At 44.6% G+C, this 17,678-nt stretch carries 14 protein-coding genes; 8 read left to right on the top strand and 6 right to left on the bottom strand.

Annotation, left to right across the window (positions count from 1 at the left end):
- The first annotated feature begins 18 nt into the window (after window positions 1-18).
- Window positions 19-1,998 carry a phosphomethylpyrimidine synthase ThiC gene (gene thiC / locus RAH45_RS00520; protein WP_226928737.1) on the top strand — a complete coding sequence of 660 codons (1,980 nt, stop codon included), beginning with the start codon at window positions 19-21 and terminating at the stop codon, window positions 1,996-1,998.
- A gap of 86 nt (window positions 1,999-2,084) precedes the next feature.
- On the opposite strand, the gene RAH45_RS00515 is transcribed toward thiC, so the two are convergent.
- Window positions 2,085-2,975, bottom strand: coding sequence for a fructose bisphosphate aldolase (locus RAH45_RS00515; protein WP_102077747.1), 891 nt, complete (start codon window positions 2,973-2,975; stop codon window positions 2,085-2,087).
- 160 nt (window positions 2,976-3,135) lie between these two features.
- Window positions 3,136-3,984 carry an EamA/RhaT family transporter gene (locus RAH45_RS00510; protein ID WP_193029871.1) on the bottom strand — a complete coding sequence of 283 codons (849 nt, stop codon included), beginning with the start codon at window positions 3,982-3,984 and terminating at the stop codon, window positions 3,136-3,138.
- 327 nt (window positions 3,985-4,311) lie between these two features.
- Here RAH45_RS00510 and RAH45_RS00505 point away from each other — a divergent pair, with 327 nt between their 5' ends.
- From RAH45_RS00505 to RAH45_RS00495, 3 genes are all read left to right on the top strand, one after another.
- Window positions 4,312-6,261, top strand: coding sequence for an ABC transporter ATP-binding protein (locus RAH45_RS00505; protein ID WP_102077745.1), 1,950 nt, complete (start codon window positions 4,312-4,314; stop codon window positions 6,259-6,261).
- A 64-nt stretch (window positions 6,262-6,325) separates the two neighbouring features.
- Window positions 6,326-7,228 carry an alpha/beta fold hydrolase gene (locus RAH45_RS00500; protein ID WP_102077744.1) on the top strand — a complete coding sequence of 301 codons (903 nt, stop codon included), beginning with the start codon at window positions 6,326-6,328 and terminating at the stop codon, window positions 7,226-7,228.
- Window positions 7,229-7,268: 40 nt separating this feature from the next.
- Window positions 7,269-7,886 (top strand): alpha-ketoglutarate-dependent dioxygenase AlkB family protein, encoded by a 618-nt coding sequence (locus RAH45_RS00495; protein WP_306495375.1) that lies wholly within the window; start codon window positions 7,269-7,271, stop codon window positions 7,884-7,886.
- Window positions 7,887-7,931: 45 nt separating this feature from the next.
- Here the strand turns inward: RAH45_RS00495 and RAH45_RS00490 are convergent, their stop codons facing one another.
- From RAH45_RS00490 to RAH45_RS00480, 3 genes are all read right to left on the bottom strand, one after another.
- A complete protein-coding gene (locus RAH45_RS00490) occupies window positions 7,932-8,927 on the bottom strand; it encodes an NADP-dependent oxidoreductase (RefSeq protein WP_068407878.1) in 996 nt (331 codons plus the stop codon).
- A gap of 80 nt (window positions 8,928-9,007) precedes the next feature.
- A complete protein-coding gene (locus RAH45_RS00485; RefSeq protein ID WP_068407879.1) occupies window positions 9,008-9,766 on the bottom strand; it encodes an endonuclease/exonuclease/phosphatase family protein in 759 nt (252 codons plus the stop codon).
- Window positions 9,767-9,968: 202 nt separating this feature from the next.
- Window positions 9,969-11,081, bottom strand: coding sequence for an AOC03_06830 family ribosome hibernation factor (locus tag RAH45_RS00480; RefSeq protein ID WP_068407880.1), 1,113 nt, complete (start codon window positions 11,079-11,081; stop codon window positions 9,969-9,971).
- Window positions 11,082-11,544: 463 nt separating this feature from the next.
- Between RAH45_RS00480 and RAH45_RS00475 the strand changes: the two genes are divergently transcribed.
- The 4 genes from RAH45_RS00475 (at window position 11,545) to RAH45_RS00460 (ending at window position 15,269) form a co-directional block, all read left to right on the top strand.
- A complete protein-coding gene (locus tag RAH45_RS00475) occupies window positions 11,545-13,734 on the top strand; it encodes a M3 family metallopeptidase (protein ID WP_068407881.1) in 2,190 nt (729 codons plus the stop codon).
- Window positions 13,735-13,992 carry a YheV family putative zinc ribbon protein gene (locus RAH45_RS00470; protein ID WP_068407882.1) on the top strand — a complete coding sequence of 86 codons (258 nt, stop codon included), beginning with the start codon at window positions 13,735-13,737 and terminating at the stop codon, window positions 13,990-13,992.
- A gap of 125 nt (window positions 13,993-14,117) precedes the next feature.
- Window positions 14,118-14,660 carry a hypothetical protein gene (locus RAH45_RS00465; RefSeq protein ID WP_068407884.1) on the top strand — a complete coding sequence of 181 codons (543 nt, stop codon included), beginning with the start codon at window positions 14,118-14,120 and terminating at the stop codon, window positions 14,658-14,660.
- Window positions 14,661-14,690: 30 nt separating this feature from the next.
- A complete protein-coding gene (locus RAH45_RS00460; protein WP_068407886.1) occupies window positions 14,691-15,269 on the top strand; it encodes a hypothetical protein in 579 nt (192 codons plus the stop codon).
- Between the two features lie 111 nt (window positions 15,270-15,380).
- On the opposite strand, the gene pnp is transcribed toward RAH45_RS00460, so the two are convergent.
- Window positions 15,381-17,483: a polyribonucleotide nucleotidyltransferase gene (gene pnp, locus RAH45_RS00455; RefSeq protein WP_068407889.1), complete on the bottom strand. Its 2,103-nt coding sequence runs from the start codon at window positions 17,481-17,483 to the stop codon at window positions 15,381-15,383.
- Between the last annotated feature and the right edge of the window lie 195 nt (window positions 17,484-17,678).

Below are 17,678 nucleotides of genomic sequence, written 5' to 3'. Positions count from 1 at the left end.
AACACGCTAGGACAGCATATGAACCTCACACAAAATACTTCAACTCCTATTGCCAAAACTTCTGACAAAAAAGCCGACGCTCTAAAAACGCCTGCCCATCGTACCGCAAATGATGCGCGTTTTGAAGAAGACGCTCGCGACTTACACCGCATCTTACCAGCTTCTAAAAAAGTCTATATCGGGGGCTCACGGCCCGATATCCAAGTACCGATGCGCGAGATTACCCTTGACCCTACCCCTATCCAAGGGGTAAGCGAGTACGATTGGGAGCAAAACCCACCATTTTATGTCTACGACACCTCAGGCGTTTACACCGATCCCAATGTCGAGATCGATTTGACCAAAGGCTTACCAAAGCTGCGTGAAGGCTGGATTGCTGAGCGCGGCGATACTGAACAGTTAAAAGGTTTATCTAGCTCATACGGACAAGCGCGCGCCCGTGATATCAGTACTGCTAACTTAAGATTTGCGCATATTGATAGACCACGTCGCGCCTTAGTAGGAAAGAACGTCACGCAAATGCATTACGCGCGTCGCGGTATTATCACGCCTGAAATGGAATATATCGCCATTCGTGAGACGCAAAAGCAGCACGAACTGACCGATATGCGCCAACACGATGGCGAAAGCTTTGGTGCCAATACGCCAAAAATCATCACCCCTGAGTTTGTCCGCAGCGAAGTTGCCGCAGGCCGCGCCATTATCCCCAATAATATCAATCACCCTGAATCTGAGCCGATGATTATCGGGCGTAATTTTTTAGTGAAAATTAACGCCAATATCGGCAATTCAGCGCTCGGCTCATCTATCGATGAAGAAGTATCAAAAATGACCTGGGCAACGCGCTGGGGCGCCGATACCATTATGGATTTATCGACCGGCAATCATATCCATGAAACCCGTGAATGGTTGATTCGTAACTCACCAGTGCCAATTGGTACGGTGCCGATTTATCAAGCCTTAGAGAAAGTCGATGGCGTTGCCGAAGACTTAACGTGGGAGATATTCCGCGATACCTTGATTGAGCAAGCCGAGCAAGGCGTTGATTACTTTACCATTCACGCTGGCGTACTGCTACGTTATGTACCGCTAACCGCCAATCGCTTGACGGGCATCGTCTCGCGTGGCGGCTCTATCATGGCGCAGTGGTGTTTGGCCCATCATAAAGAGAGCTTTTTATACACGCATTTTGAAGATATCTGCGAGATTATGAAGCAGTATGATGTGGCATTTAGCTTAGGCGATGGCTTACGTCCGGGCTGTTTGCAAGATGCCAATGATGAAGCGCAATTTGGTGAGCTACGTACCCTAGGTGAGTTGACGCAAGTCGCATGGAAGCATGATGTACAGGTGATGATTGAAGGCCCTGGACACGTGGCGATGAACCGTATTAAAGAAAATATGGACTTGCAGCTTGAGCTATGTAGCGACGCACCTTTTTATACTTTAGGGCCATTAACCACTGATATTGCGCCTGGTTATGACCATATCACCAGTGCCATTGGCGCAGCGATGATTGGCTGGTTTGGCACGGCGATGCTCTGTTACGTAACACCAAAAGAGCATCTCGGTTTGCCCAATAAAAAGGACGTCAAGGACGGTATCATCACTTATAAAATCGCCGCTCATGCTGCCGACCTTGCTAAAGGCCATCCGGGCGCACAAGCACGTGATAATGCCTTGTCCAAAGCGCGTTTTGAGTTCCGCTGGGATGATCAGTTTAATCTGGCGCTTGACCCTGATACGGCGCGTGAATATCATGACGAAACACTGCCAAAAGATGCGCACAAGTCTGCGCACTTTTGCTCAATGTGCGGACCGAAGTTTTGCTCGATGAAAATCACTCAAAACGTGCGCGAGTATGCTAAAGGTTTAGATGCAAAAGAAAACGGCGTTCAGGCTACTAGTGCGATGAGCCGCGCTGATATTAAAAAAGGCATGGACGAGATGACGCAAAAATATCATGCCGAGGGTCGCCAGTTGTATAAAGAGGTTTAAGCGATTAACGTTAATCCTTAATTCATAAAAAAGCGCTACTCATAAGTAGCGCTTTTTATTGCAAACAGTTTTATCTTTATAGTAGATTAAACCTTTGACGCTTCGTAAATCTCTTTAATAGAAGTATTAATCGTATCAGCAAACTCTGCGTCGCTTTGTTGCTTATTTAAGCCTTCGGTAAAAGCGCGCGAGAAGCTCGCAATCATACCGGGGTTTTGTTTAAGCTTTTCACAGGCGTCATGACGACTGTAACCGCCTGATAGCGCAACCACTTTGAGCACTTTTGGGTGATCAATCAGCTCTTGATAAAATCCGTCTTCTTCAGGCAAAGTCAGTTTTAGCATCACTTGATGATCATCGTCTAAAAACTCAAGATTGTGCAAAATACTAGTTTTAAGGATGATTTCGCAGTCATGCTTTTTGCTACTGTTGATATCCACTTCTGGCTCAACGATCGGCATAAAACCTTTAGAAAGAATTTGCTTTGCGACATCAAACTGCTGCTGGACGACAAGCTCGATACCATCGACACTTGGTTCATAAATGACTGAGCGCATCTTGGTGCCAAATACCGGATAATTTTTTGCTTTATCCAGCAACAAGTCTAGATTTGGCATCGGACGCATCACCTGTACGCCGTTCATGTGTTCAGCCAAACCCTTATCTACCTTTAAAAAAGGTACGATATTTTTATCTTCCCATAGGTAATTGGCGGTCGGTTTGCCATTAACCTCGCGCTCCATGGTATCTTCAAATAAAATCGCCCCGAGTACACGCTCATTATCAAAGGCATCACAAGTCATAATACGGGTGCGCATTTCATGCACCAAATCAAACATCGCTTCATCATTGTCATAAGCATCGCCGCTGACGCCATAGTTCTCTAATGCTTTTGGCGTGCTGCCACCACTTTGGTCAAGCGCGGCGATAAATCCTGAGCCATTTTTTATATGCTGTAGTTGTTTTTCGTATTCCATTGAATGGGTATCCTATCCTAATTAATAAGGGTCAAACGTTATTATAATAAGTCAATCAGCCCTCAATAGTATGAGCCTGACTGTCAGTTACCTTATCATAGGACATGCCACCTGCCTATTGTTGATAAGTTAAAATTTTACCTATTTCATAGTGGCATTATTAAAGCAAAAACAATACCGCTACACAGCCAATCGCCAATAATAAACCGACGATATTGATACGATTGAGGCGCTCTTTAAATACCCCAACCCCTATCAAGGTTGCCACCGCAATCACGCCGACGTTCATGCCTGTAAAGACGATACTTGGCGACTCAGACAATACTTGATGGGCGCGTACATAAGCATAGATATTGCCCATATTGAGCGCGCCAAGTAATAATCCTGCGCTAAGGGCATTGCCCTGCCAACGCACGCGCGTGCTAAGCAGGTAAACGAGTAGCAGCAAACCTGCCAGCCCAAAGGTCACAAATAAAGTTAAAGGAAACGCCGCGCCTTGCTTGGCAACTTGTTTGAACAAAATATCAATCACGCCGTAACCGAGCCAAACGCCAAATAACCAAAGTGGCGTCTGCTTTGCTTGGCTATTTATAAGCCCGTGCTGCGGACGATAAACCAAAGCAGCGAGTGCTAAAAATCCTAACAACAGACCATATATGCGCGTACCCGTTAATACTTCGCCAAATAATAAAAAAGCAGCAACGATAGGAATGATCAGTGATAAACGCTGGGCGGCATCGGTTGCTACCACCCCGACCGATTCAATCGCCCGCCCAAGAATAACAAACACTGCTGGCAACAAGATACCAAGCGCAATAATGATACCCCAAGCATTTCCAAGTGCGCCGATACTACTAACATCTGGTTTTAATAACAGCCAAGTTAATAAAAATGCCACGGGATATCCCGCCACGATGGTTTGGCGAATATCGATATTTTTTTGGCGTAATATTTTTAAAAGTACGGAAACAGCGACGCTACAGAGCACCGCTATCGTTAAATACATCATCAACTTTATCCTTGTTAAGTCGCAACTTTGCGCGTTTATTATTCGTAGGAGTAAAAGAATACTCATTCATTAGCCGATTTTTCGATTATTAAAACGTATAAATAAAAGGAAGCAACAAACTAGAAGAAATGATGGAATGTAACAAAATATTTCATCCACAGCAATCTAATTATTGTGTGCTCTACCTGTCAGCTTACAATTAGCATGCAGGCATGAGGACGAATTTTGTTAAAATAACCAGCAATCCTAATAACAAAAGTAACGATTCACGATAGCGCTTGACGGCGTTTATCTTGGCGTACTGCTATGAATGCTCTTTGACTGCCTATGAACGCTTTATTTCGCTTTTTTGAAACTCGTCTGCCCGCCTTTCCTGAGACGCCTATGCCGCTGCCCTCGCCGCGCGATGGTATGCTCAAATTTATGTGGGCATGTACCAAAGGGCTACGCGGGTGGTTATTGCTATTTATGATTTTGTCTGCTGGTATCGGTATCTACGAAGCGATGCTATTTGCGTGGATTGGCAATATCGTCGATTGGCTTGGCGTTTATACGCCGCAAAATCTGTGGGCAGAAAAAGGCGATATGCTGCTTTTGATACTGGCCGTGATGATTTTAAGTCCGCTTTGGATTGCCCTATCGTCATTTATCCATTTTCAAACCTTGCAAGGCGTCTTCCCGATGCAGATGCGCTGGCGTTTTCATCAGCGTATGCTTGGGCAATCGATGCAGTTTTATCAAGACGAGTTCTCTGGTCGCGTTTCTGCTAAGGTAATGCAAACGGCATTGGCCGTACGCGATACCGTGATGACGGTCACAGACATGTTTATGTACGTCGCCGTTTATTTTATTACTTCTGGCATTATTTTATTTAATTTAGACAGCTTATTATTGATTCCATTTATTGTGTGGTTTGTCTTGGTGTGGCTGGCGATGTGGTATTTTATTCCCAAACTTAAACAAACGGCGATTGTACAAGCCGATGCCCGCGCGTTAATGACGGGCCGCATCACTGATGCGTATGCCAATATCATGACGGTTAAACTGTTTAGCCACTCGCGCCGCGAGCTCGATTATGCCAAAAACGCGATGGGACAGTTTTTAGGTACGGTCCATGCGCAAATGCGCTGGGTCAGCTACCTTGAGGTATCAACCCACTTAATCAGTGTGATTTTGGTCAGTAGTACGGCCGGTATCGGAATTTATTTATGGCAACAAAGCGCTGTCGGTGTTGGCGCAATTGCCGCTGCCACGGCGATGGCGCTGCGATTAAATGGCCTGACGCGCTGGATTATGTGGCAAACTGCTAGCCTGTTTGAGAGTATCGGGACAGTACAAGACGGGATGCGCACCTTATCTGCGCCGCAAACCATCGTTGATAAGCCAAATGCCGCTATCCTTAAAGTCAGCGATGGTCGTATCGTTTTCGACCATGTTGATTTTAGTTATGAAGGCGAAGACGATGCCACAGGTTTAAACAAGCATAAATCAGACAAGCCTCTAGATAACACGCATGAAGATGCTGTTATTCCTGCTGCGGATTCTGCAGCGGGAACTTCATACGCCAAGCTATTAGATAACTTTTACTTAGATATCAAACCGGGTGAGAAAATCGGTCTGGTTGGGCGTTCAGGCGCTGGTAAATCAACTTTGGTTAATCTACTCCTGCGCTTCTTTGATGTTGATAAAGGCAAAATCTATATCGACGGGCAAGCGATTGACGAAGTTACCCAAGAATCGCTGCGTCAGCAAATCGGTATGGTCACCCAAGATACCTCGTTATTGCACCGTACTGTGCGCGAAAATATCGCTTACGGTCGTCCTGACGCAACCGATGAGGAAATCATTACAGCTGCTAAGCAAGCTCAGGCGTGGGACTTTATTAAAGATTTATACGATGACAAAGGCAATACCGGTCTTGATACACAAGTCGGCGAGCGCGGCGTTAAGCTCTCTGGCGGTCAACGTCAGCGCATCGCTATCTCACGCGTGATGCTAAAAAATGCGCCGATTTTGTTACTGGACGAGGCGACCAGTGCACTTGATTCTGAGATTGAATTTGCCATTACCGAAAGCCTAAACGATATCATGACCGGCAAAACTGTGATTGCAATTGCCCATCGATTATCGACCATTGCCGCGCTAGATAGATTGGTGGTCATGGATAAAGGCCGTATCATCGAGCAAGGCAGTCATGATGAGCTACTGGCGTTAAATGGCGTTTATGCGCGCTTATGGCAGCGTCAAAGTGGCGGCTTCTTAGGCGAAGACAGCTAATTGCAAGTTAACAATAAAATGTAAGATAACGGTTAAAAAACCACCACAAGGAAGTGAAGTTTTTATGGAAACTTTTACCAAACGTATTAATATCAGTGGCAAGCAAGCGCGCTATTATGATTTAGAGCAGTTGAACCAAACTGCAAATCAAGCAGACAAACCGAACCACCATAAACGCCCGCCTGCTCATTTTTATGGTGGTAACAGCTTTACTGTTGGTACTTATGCACCATTATTAAATAAGCTCGCAACGGATTTTGATTTATCGGCGCTGGCGCTACGTGGTTATTGGTATGACAAGCCGCAAGCGCCGCGTCTGACCCGTGAGCAAGATGCCGATATACTGATTGAGTTTTTAGAGAAAACCCAAAACGCGCCTATCGTTGGTATTGGGCATTCGCAAGGCGCAACAGCGACCGCTATAGCAGCAGCAAAACGCCCCGATTTATTCTCGCAGTTATATCTTATCGAGCCTGTCACCTTTACTAAAAAACAAGCAACGCTTTATAACTTACTACCGCGCAAGATATTGCTAAGCCGTGAACCTTTTAAAAGCACCCTAACCAAGCAATCGACGTGGGCAAGTATCGATGACTATTATGAGCATTTGCGCGCGCAACGGGCTTATAAACGTATCAGTGATGAGCACTTAAAAGTATTTGCTGAACAAAGTTTGACGGCCAATAACAATGGCAGCTATAGCTTGATGTTTGCCCCCGAGCAAGAGCTTGCCAACTATTTTGGTGCGCCCCATATCGATGCGGCATTAAAAAAACTCAGCTGTCCTTATACCTTAATCACCGGCAAACCGACTTTGTTTATCAATGATAAAGTACGTAAACAATGGCAAGGATTTGTTCCCGCCGATAGCATTATCTCTTTGCCCGATTACGGTCATCTTTTGCCAATGGAAGCACCTGAACTGTGTGCGCAAATTATTAATGAGCATTATGAAAGCAATAAATAAGCCGAGCGATATGGAATGTAGGATATATGGGATATAAGCAATGAGCGACCTTTTTGTCCCTGCGCCAACCGATAATTTATTGCCTTATAATGGCAAAGTTAATGACTTAGGTATCGTTATCGATTATCCCAGTGCCTTATACTATGCCCTATTAACGACGCTACCTTGGCAGTCTGATATCGTGACATTATTTGGTAAGACGCATGTCACCACTCGCCAAATAGTATGGATGGGCGACAGTGCTGCCAGTTATCAATACTCGGGGCACAGGCGGCAAGCCATTGAGTGGACAGACTCAGTGTTTCATGTGAAACATCATATCGAGCGGCAACTATTAAAAATCGGTATCAATACCCACTTTAATTCTTGCCTGCTAAATTACTATCCGTCCGGCGACGATGGTATGGGGTATCATGCCGACGATGAAAAAGAACTAGGCAATCAGCCAGTTATTGCTTCTTTGTCACTCGGAGCGACGCGCAAGTTTGTCTTAAAGCATAAAAAAACTCAAGATAAAGTCGAGCTTTATCTTGAGTCCGGTCAGCTTATCGTCATGCATGGTGAGACGCAAAAATGTTGGAAGCATACTGTTACTAAAACAAAAACGGTTTTAGAAGGACGTATTAGCTTAACCTTTAGGCAAATGATATTAGATTAAACTCGCTTAACTTAAATAACCTCGCTTAACTTAAATAACTCTGCCTTAGCTTGCTTTGAGCACAATCTTGCCAAAGGTATCGCCTTTTTCTAGCTCGCGGTGAGCAGCGACCACTTCAGATAATGGATAAGTTTGCTGAATTTGTAAAATTAGCGTGCCGTCAGCGACATCTTGTAAAACCTTTGCCATATCTTCGCCATTTGGCTTTACCGCATAACCATCGACGCTCAAGTTTTTATTACTACCGGCAGCTTTTAGTTTATCAACCCAAATGGTCGGTAACACTTTAACGCGACCTCCAGATTTGAGTGTGCTCAAAGCGCGCACGCCGGCATCGTCACCGACCAAGTCCATCAGTACATCGGCTTGTAAGTCAGGAAAATCTTGGTCTTTGGTATAATCTATCCAACCTTCCAACTTGCTTTTATCTATCAATTTATCAAGTTTGGCGTATTTTTCTGGTGAGCAAATAAGCGTGACTTTGATATTATCTGACGCTACCTTTTTCAGCAAAAACTGAATCGCTAAATGTCCAACGCCGCCCGCTGGCGCGTTTATCACCACATGCTCAGCGTTTTTTATGTTGGCAAATTCTACAAACTGTAGCGCCGTTTGCCCGATACAAGGCAATGCCCCTGCTTGCTCTAATGTCACAGACTCAGGTACTTTTGCCAGTAAATCAGCATCGATCGCCACGTATTCAGCGTAGCAGCTGCCATCAAAACTAAGGGCCGCGACGTCATCTCCAATCATAAATTTATCGCTATTACTTTTGACCACTATCCCTGCAACATCAAAGCCTAAAATAGCGGGCTCGCCTTTATCAAAGTTATTTTTTTGAATCGCATCGGCGCCCCAGCCTTTACCTTGACGGGTTTTATAATCGACGGGGTTGATACCGGCATAAGCGACTTGTATTAATACTTGGTTATCCTTTAATGCAGGCATAGCCACGCCGTCTTGATATGTCATGACTTCAGGTTCGCCAAACTCGCGTATCTGTACGGCGTGCTGCGTCGTTGGTAGGTGTTTATCAGACATGATTTTTCATCCTTGTATTATTCTAATTTCTCTTTTTTGGTTAGTTTCTTACTTGTTATCCATTAACTGATAACAGCAATTCATAACAATGCTAATTCTGCACTTAGCGGCAAATGATCCGATAGTGTTGACCAAGGCTTACCGGTATGTACCCACGCGTCTTTTACCCTTAGATTGCGCACATAGATACGGTCTAGACTGAGCACAGGCAATTTTGCTGGAAAGGTTGGTAGCAATTTGCCATGACAGTGTTTAAAAGCTTCGGTCATCCCCAAGCTTGAAGCGAGCCTGTCACAAGACATTTTTTTCCAGTCGTTAAAATCGCCCGCCAAAATCAGCGGCTGATTAGGCGCAATCTCATTACGCACATAATTGGAGATGGCTTCGTACTGCTTGATGCGGTCGCGCTCAAAGAGGTTTAAATGGGCGCATAATACCACAACCGGCATCTCCCACCCTAGCGGCTGCACTTCACAATGCAGGACACCGCGCTGCTCAAGTTTATTCACCGTAATATTGACGTTATGTTTAGGATCTAGCGGAAAACGACTCAACACCGCATTACCATGATGACCGTTTTCATACTCTGAGTTTTTGCCATAGCTGTTTTGCAGTTGCAAATATTCACCAAACCATTCGTGCTGTGATTGGTCGGGATATTCGTTATATTGCATATTACGCTTGAGGTTTTGACCCTGCACTTCTTGCAGGCAAAGGATATCTGAGCCAATGATATCAAGCGCTTGGGCGATACCCTGTATCTTCACTTGGCGATTCATCGGCGACATGCCTTTATGAATGTTGTAGCTAGTTAAAACAAAAGAGGTGGTATTAGTCATAAATTTATCAGTTATAAACTCAGTATGGATAGCGTAAGGGTGAACAGCGCTTTATTAGAAACTTATCAAATGACACCAGTCATCAGATAAACGTAAACCTAAGTTATTATAAAAAAGAGCATTGATTCATATCGAACCAATGCTCCCATATTATACCTATGTCGTAACGATGGCTAATTCATTAACGAATAGCAGCCATCACTTAGTAGCGTGTTACCAGAGCAATTGGCTGATCTGCACCCATCAGCTCCTGCGGCATGAATACGGCTTTGCCACCATTATGAATGACGTGTTCGATGATTTCACCAACGGCATCATCAGTAACGCCTTGGGCAGTCGCATCATCAGCCATGCTTAGAGTCTGCGCCGCTTCATCGATCATAGCCGGTTGCATGTAACCGCGGCGGACATATAAAGTCTCGCCAACACCTTGGAAGGCGCTGCGGTAAACTTCTTGCAAATCTGTTTGCAGCATATTGGCACCGCGCGCTTTGTCAATTTCACCCATAGCGGCTTGATGTAATGACGAGCGATAATTTTCAACCGCTTCTTGTACGCTATCAATGATATGCTGCGCGCTGCCTTCTTCTAAATTGGTGGCATTTGAAACGGTAGCAATGATATTATCTGGACGATCACAAACATCTTTATAGTAACCGATATTTTTGGCATCGCCAACGATCACTAACGGCATTTTATTCTCGCCCCATAGCTCTTGGACGCTCTTATCTACTTGGTTAAAAAATTCTTTTAGATAGCTACTCTCGTTGTTCGCTGAGCGATCAGAGCCGGCATCACCTGTTGTATATAAACCATTATTTTCTACAGGAAATGGAATGTTTTCCATATTATTTTGTGCATCGGTATCTTGGTCGAACTCTTTGACCACACGGTCGTTAGACGCTTCAATCAAGCGCGCCTTATCACGCGTCAATACCACCGTATAATAATGCACAGCACTAGCCATATCACGCACCAAATCACGTGTTGCAAATCTATCAGAGATTATCACGCGCTCTTTGGTATCAATAGGCATACGGACGATTTGAGCATCGTCAGTGCTAGCAAATATGGCTAAGGTATCTAAGTTATAGTTGTGATTCAGGTCACTGGTTTTATTCTGGATATTTTCTAAAATAGAGGTGGCGGTACTTTTGTCGTACTCGTTGTTTAGGCGCTCTTCGACGACTTTTAATTGATTTTTTAGGGCGATAGGATCTTTTTGATTGTCAGGATGCTCACGGTGCGTTTTGACAAAAATACTGACCGCTGGATTGGCTTTGGTCTCACGTAGACTTTTAAGAGTTGCTTTCATAAATACTGCTCCTTATTTTATTATCATTGGTTGGTATCGCAAAGTTTGTCATAGAATTTGAAAATTATTTTTAACAACTGCCTTGTGTTTAATTTATTATATTAAGTCCTTGTATTACTAAGATGCTAACAACTTGTCCTCACTCCCTGTAGGGTTAATTTGCAAGTAAATGATGACGCTTTGTAAGTGAAACTTAGCAAACTATCAGTCATATCGATAATTAGCGCTAGGTTATTATCCAATTGGACATTTCTAAAAATCCCATTTATAAAATGAACACTCTAAAACCAATTATAACGCTGGCTTGTATTTCAACCGCGTCATACCCATCTTTTAGATAACCTTTACTTTACATAACGTTTTAAACTACGTTTTAAATAACGTTCATAGCACTTTATCTAAATTATAATAATTTATTCATTACTAACAGACCTTGACTAACAGACATTGGATACCTTTCTTTATGAACTCTATTGCTCCAGACCTACACCTTGTTGATTTTTCCAGTACCACACCTGATGCCTTACAAAGCCAGGTCATCAGTGCTATCGATGCTGCCAACCGTTTTTTAGATGAGATGTCGGCAGATAGCAAGCTTAGCGCTGAGCAGGCGTTGGCAGAGGTGATGAGCTTTGACCATATAAATCTGGCGTTAGATCGTAGTTGGGGCATTTTGTCGCATCTTAATAGCGTGATGAGTAGCGATGAGATTCGTCATGTCCATCATGAATTGTTGCCCAAGCTGTCTGCTTATGGCACGCGTGTTGGTCAGCATCAGCCGCTATTTAGTCGCTATCAGACGATCGTCAATGATCAGGCTTTCTTTGCCGAACTAGACCCAGCAAGGGCGCGAGCAATTGAGCTTGCGCTGCGTAGCTTTGAGCTATCAGGCGTTGCGCTACCCAAAGCTGAGCAAGAAACCTTTGCTGCTATTCAAAGTGAGTTATCGACTTTATCAGCGACGTTCTCAGACCATATCTTGGATGCTACTCAGGCGTATGCCTTACCGCTTGAGCAAAGCCAATTAGCAGGGTTAACTGAGAGTGGTTTGGCGCTATTAGCGGACGCAGGCGAACAATATAAAGCTCGCGAGCTTGCCAGCGATAAGCTCACCCAAGCACAAATTGATGCGTTGCCGACGCCTTATTATGTTGCAAGCTTAAACATCCCCGTTTATCTTGCCGTCATGACCCATGCCGATGATCGTAATCTGCGTGAGACGCTGTACCGTGCTTATGTTACTCGCGCCTCTGAGTTTGATGCGCATACCAATGCCAAAGGTGAGTCGCTCAATAATGCCGATATCATGAGCCAAATTCTGCAATTACGCGCGCAAAAAGCCAAGCTATTAGGTTTTGATAATTATGCAGAAGTGTCACTGTCGACCAAAATGGCAGATAGCGTAACGGAAGTGGAAACCTTTTTACGGGATTTGGCGGCGCAAGCGACTCCAGCTGCTAAGCAAGATTTAGCACAGCTACAAAAATATGCGCAGGCTTATGGTATTACTGAGCTACAGCCGTGGGACAGCGCTTATATTGCCGAAAAAGTAAAACAGAGCGAATTTAGCTTATCGCAAGAGGAGATACGTCCTTATTTCCCACTACCGAAAGTGATTAGCGGATTGTTTACGATCGTCGAGCGTTTATACGGTATCAAGGTACAAGAGCACAGTGAGTCTGTATCACGCTGGCACGATGACGTACGTTTTTATCAATTATTTGACGCCGATGATCACTTGCTTGGTGGCTTTTACTTTGACTTATTTGCTCGTAGCGGCAAACGCGGCGGCGCGTGGATGAGCGGTTTTCAATCACGTTATACCTATGCGGAGCAAAACCATCAGCAGCTACCGGTTTGCTTTATGGTCGGCAACTTCACCCCTGCCCTCGATGGTAAACCAAGCCTATTGACTCACGATGAAGTACTGACCTTGTTCCACGAGTTTGGTCATGGTTTACATCACTTATTAACCCAAGTAACTGTTGGTGATGTCGCTGGTGTCAATGGCGTTGAGTGGGATGCAGTCGAATTGCCCAGTCAATTTATGGAAAACTGGGCGTGGGATGCCGAAGGGATTGCTTTAATAAGTAGCCATGTTGAAAGCGGCGAACCCTTGCCAAAAGACAAACTTGCCGCCCTACTAGCGGTCAAAAACTTCCAAAGCGGCATGCAAACCTTACGTCAAATCGAGTTTGCACTTTTTGATTTATTGATTCATGCGCAGACGCCAGCACTTGATTATGATGGTATCTTGGCGACGTTAAACGCCGTGCGCGATGATATTGCGATTGTGCAGACGCCAGATTACAACCGTTTTGCTAATGGCTTTAGTCATATCTTTGCTGGTGGGTATGCCGCCGGTTATTACTCGTATAAATGGGCGGAGCTATTGTCTGCCGATGCGTTTAGTAAGTTTGAAGAAGAAGGTATCTTTAACCCAACTACCGGCAAAGCCTTTCGCGAGACTATTTTATCGGTCGGTGGTAGTTTTCCTGCTAAGACCAACTTTGAGAACTTCCGCGGTCGCAGCGCCAGCATCGATGCTTTACTACGGCATAGCGGTTTTGACAATGCTAAAAATGACATTGCTAAAAATGATGCTGCCGCCACTGCTAAAGCCAATGTTCAAACGACGCGCGAGGTCATCTAAATGCGCTATCAATCATCAACGCCAAAGCGCCGGTTTTTAGCAGGCGTTCGCTGTCCTAAATGTCAGGCGATGGATGCTGTGATGCAAGTAAATATCGTCGTACCCGAACCTGATGAATACATCGAATGTACGCAGTGCGGACATACAGAGCACCGCCCCGATCCTGATACTATCAGTGCTAAAAACCATTTAGAGGACCAGATTGCTCGTGATGCCATGTCGACAGGTACCAGTGGTACAGTCAAATTCAAGCCATAAGAGTCATATTTGATAGTTAACGTTAATTTTTAATAGCACAAAGCCTGTCTAGCAATAGATGGGCTTTTTATTTTGAGTTTGTTATAGTATGGCTACTTATATTTTTGCCAGAAATCGACCATCGTATGAATAAAAAACGTCTACGTCCTTTATCGACTAAGTCAGCGCTGAAAAAGTCTGCCAAATCGCGTCAAAAATGGTGGCTTATTATCATAGTGGCGGCTTTATTGATTGGTTATTTGGTTTGGGAAAACAATTCGCCAGACACTGAAAAGGCGCCGATCGAAAGCACACCACCTACTGCCGATTCTATTGAGCAAGATAGTGCTGAGCAAGCAAATATCCCGTCATTAGATAGTAATGACAATATATCAGATGACAGCCAGCTAACTTTAGAGAGTGATGACTCGGCAATTACAAACAGCCAAATCCCTAATCCCGACGCTATTTTAAATGCGCCCTTGCCGGAAAATGATAGTTTAGCAAAAGAAGAAATAGATCGCTTGGAAGACGAGCGTCAGCGCTTAGCCGAACAAGAGAAGCTGGCCGCTGAGCAATTAGCAATGAATAAGCAGTTGACAGAGATGAAAGAAGAACAAATCGCCCTGCTGGAGGAGCAAATTGCCCAATTAGAAGCTGCGGAAAGCGCGAAAAACAGTGTAAAATAATATTCATTTCACAGAGGGGCAAATAGATAAATGGCAAGTCTACAACTTACCCACGCCCCTATTTTAAATAGCAGCGCCCAACTGCTGATATTGCCGGTGAATAACGCCGGTATCCTGCTAGATCCTATCCTTATGCGCAGCAAAAACTTATATCCAGACAATTACCAACGTTACTTTAGCGCCTGCCGCGAGGGTAGCCTAATGGTTGGTAGCTGTTTAATGCATAAGCGCGCACGTGAGCAAGCTGGGCTTGGCGTCAGTAGCAACGGTAGCCAACCAAGTTATATTGCCAACCTTGTCGTATCGGATCATCCCTATCATTCACCGAGGGCAAGCTGGTTAAGCGCAGCTCTAGTCGATTTACAACAGCAGCTAATACCTTTAATACGTTATCAAGGTATACGCCGGATTGCATTGCTAGCGCGCCCGCTTATTGCTCATTATTCGCAAAAAAATTCTGCTCAAAATAATATTGCTGATAACGGTGAAATAACAACGTCAATTGCTTTAGATTGGTCTAGCAATATCTTGCCTCTTGTCACCCATCATCTACAAGATTTACCAAAGCTACGTATCGATATTCATCTTCCTAAAGACATCAATATATAAATCATTTTCTCATTGTCATTATTCTTTGTGCGCATAAAAAAAACCGCCTTGTTTGCCAATATCAGCAACCAAAGCGGTTTTTTTAAATCTAACTAATTCGAAAAACGAAGATTAGTTTTGCTCGATACCTTTCATGGTCAGCTTAATACGGCCACGGTTATCAACATCTTGTACCAATACGCTGACGGTTTGACCTTCTTTTAGGTAGTCAGACACGTTTTCTACGCGCTCATCGGCGATTTGCGAGATATGCACGAGACCATCGGTGTTTGGCAAGACGTTAACGAAAGCACCGAAGTCAACGATACGCGCAACCGTACCTTGATAAGTTTTACCGACTTCTACCTCCGCGGTGATGGCTTCAATTTTGCCGATAGCCGCTTTGGTTGCTGCTTTATTTTCACCAAAGATACGAATGGTACCAGCATCATCGATATCGATAACCGCGCCAGTTTCTTCGGTTAGCTGACGAATCGTTGCGCCGCCTTTACCAATCACATCACGGATTTTTTCTGGGTTGATTTCGATAACCGCATAGTTAGGCGCATGAGCGTTGATTTCCGTACGGCTTGCAGGCAGTACTTTATTCATCGCTTCTAGGATATGAATACGACCAGCGTGGGCTTGCTTAAGGGCTTGCTCCATAATGTCTGGGGTAATGCCTTCGATTTTAATATCCATCTGTAGCGCGGTAATACCGTCTTTCGAGCCTGCTACTTTAAAGTCCATATCACCAAGATGATCTTCATCACCTAGGATGTCAGACAATACCGCAAAGCGCTCGCCTTCTTTAACCAGACCCATCGCGATACCCGCAACTGGTGCTTTTAGCGGTACGCCTGCGTCCATCAATGCCAAGCTTGCGCCGCAAACCGAAGCCATTGAAGATGAACCATTTGATTCGGTGATTTCAGATACCACACGAATCACATATGGGAAGCGTTCGCTATCTGGCAACATCGCTTCAACGCCGCGGCGCGCTAGGCGACCATGACCGATTTCACGACGTTTTGGCACACCTTCACGGCCGGTTTCACCAACTGAGAAATGTGGGAAGTTGTAATGCAACATGAAATGGTCACGAATCGTACCAGCCAATGAATCAATCATGTTTACATCACGGGTGTTACCAAGCGTGGTGGTTACCAATGCTTGTGTTTCACCGCGGGTAAATAGTGCTGAACCATGGGTATATGGCAATACGCCTACTTGTACATCTAGCGCACGAACGGTTTCAAGATCACGGCCATCGATACGCGGCTTACCTGACAAGATATTGTCACGAACGGTGCGGTATTTTAACTCTTCATAAATCTCTTTTAATTCAGATACCGTATCGTTATACGTTTCTGCTTCGGCGTCACCTGCCAATGCTTCGATGATCGCTTGTTTGATTTCGTCAAGTTTGCTGTAGCGCTCTTGCTTATTGGTAATAGTATAAGCATCAGCCACTTGCTCACCAAACTGCTCTTTCATGCTGGTTTCTAACGCTTGATCGCGAACAGGCGCGGTATATTGCTGCTTAGCGGTACCAACCTCTTCTGCCAATGACGCGATATTATCAATGACGATTTGCTGCTGCTGATGACCGTATAAAACCGCACCTAGCATTTGGTCTTCAGACAATTCTTTCGCTTCTGATTCAACCATCAATACTGCAGATTTGGTACCCGCAACCACCAAGTCAAGGTCGCTGTCTTTGAGCTGATCAAGCGTTGGGTTAAGAACATATTCGCCATTGATAAAGCCAACACGCGCTGCTGCTACCGGGCCATTGAATGGGGCGTCAGAAATAGCCAGCGCTGCTGAAGCACCGATGAGTGCCGCGATATCTGCCGACTGAGTTTTATCAGACGAGACAACCGTCGCCGTAATTTGAATTTCGTTCACGTAGCCTTCAGGGAATAGCGGACGAATAGGACGGTCAATCAAACGCGATGTTAAGGTTTCATTTTCGCTTGCGCGGCCTTCACGTTTACCATAAGCACCAGGGATTTTACCGGCTGCATACATTTTTTCTTGATAGTTGACGGTCAATGGGAAGAAGTTTTGCCCTTCTTTAGCATCCGACTTTACTACTGCCGCTACTAGGACAGTCACGCCGCCCATGTGAACCAAAATAGAGTTTGCTTGACGCGCGATACGACCCGTTTCAATAACGACCTGCTGGTCGCCGTACTGGAATTCACGCTTAATGGTATTAAACATTGTCATATAATTTTCCTAATATTGACTGACGAAAGGGATATCAGCATCATAAAAAGCTGATATCTGTCATTAAAAATTCTTGGTAACTGGTTACTCGTGATTGGCTACTAATTGACGTTAACATAATTGGAAACTGGGTCGATTAGAGCAATTTTGTTACCTATTTATTTGATACATTTATTTAAATAACGATTTCACGTT

The organism is Psychrobacter sp. van23A, from assembly GCF_030845275.1.
Taxonomy (GTDB): Bacteria; Pseudomonadota; Gammaproteobacteria; order Pseudomonadales; family Moraxellaceae; genus Psychrobacter; species Psychrobacter faecalis.
The sequence above is the reverse complement of the archived record's forward strand: the minus strand, read 5'-3'. Positions and strand labels throughout refer to the sequence as shown.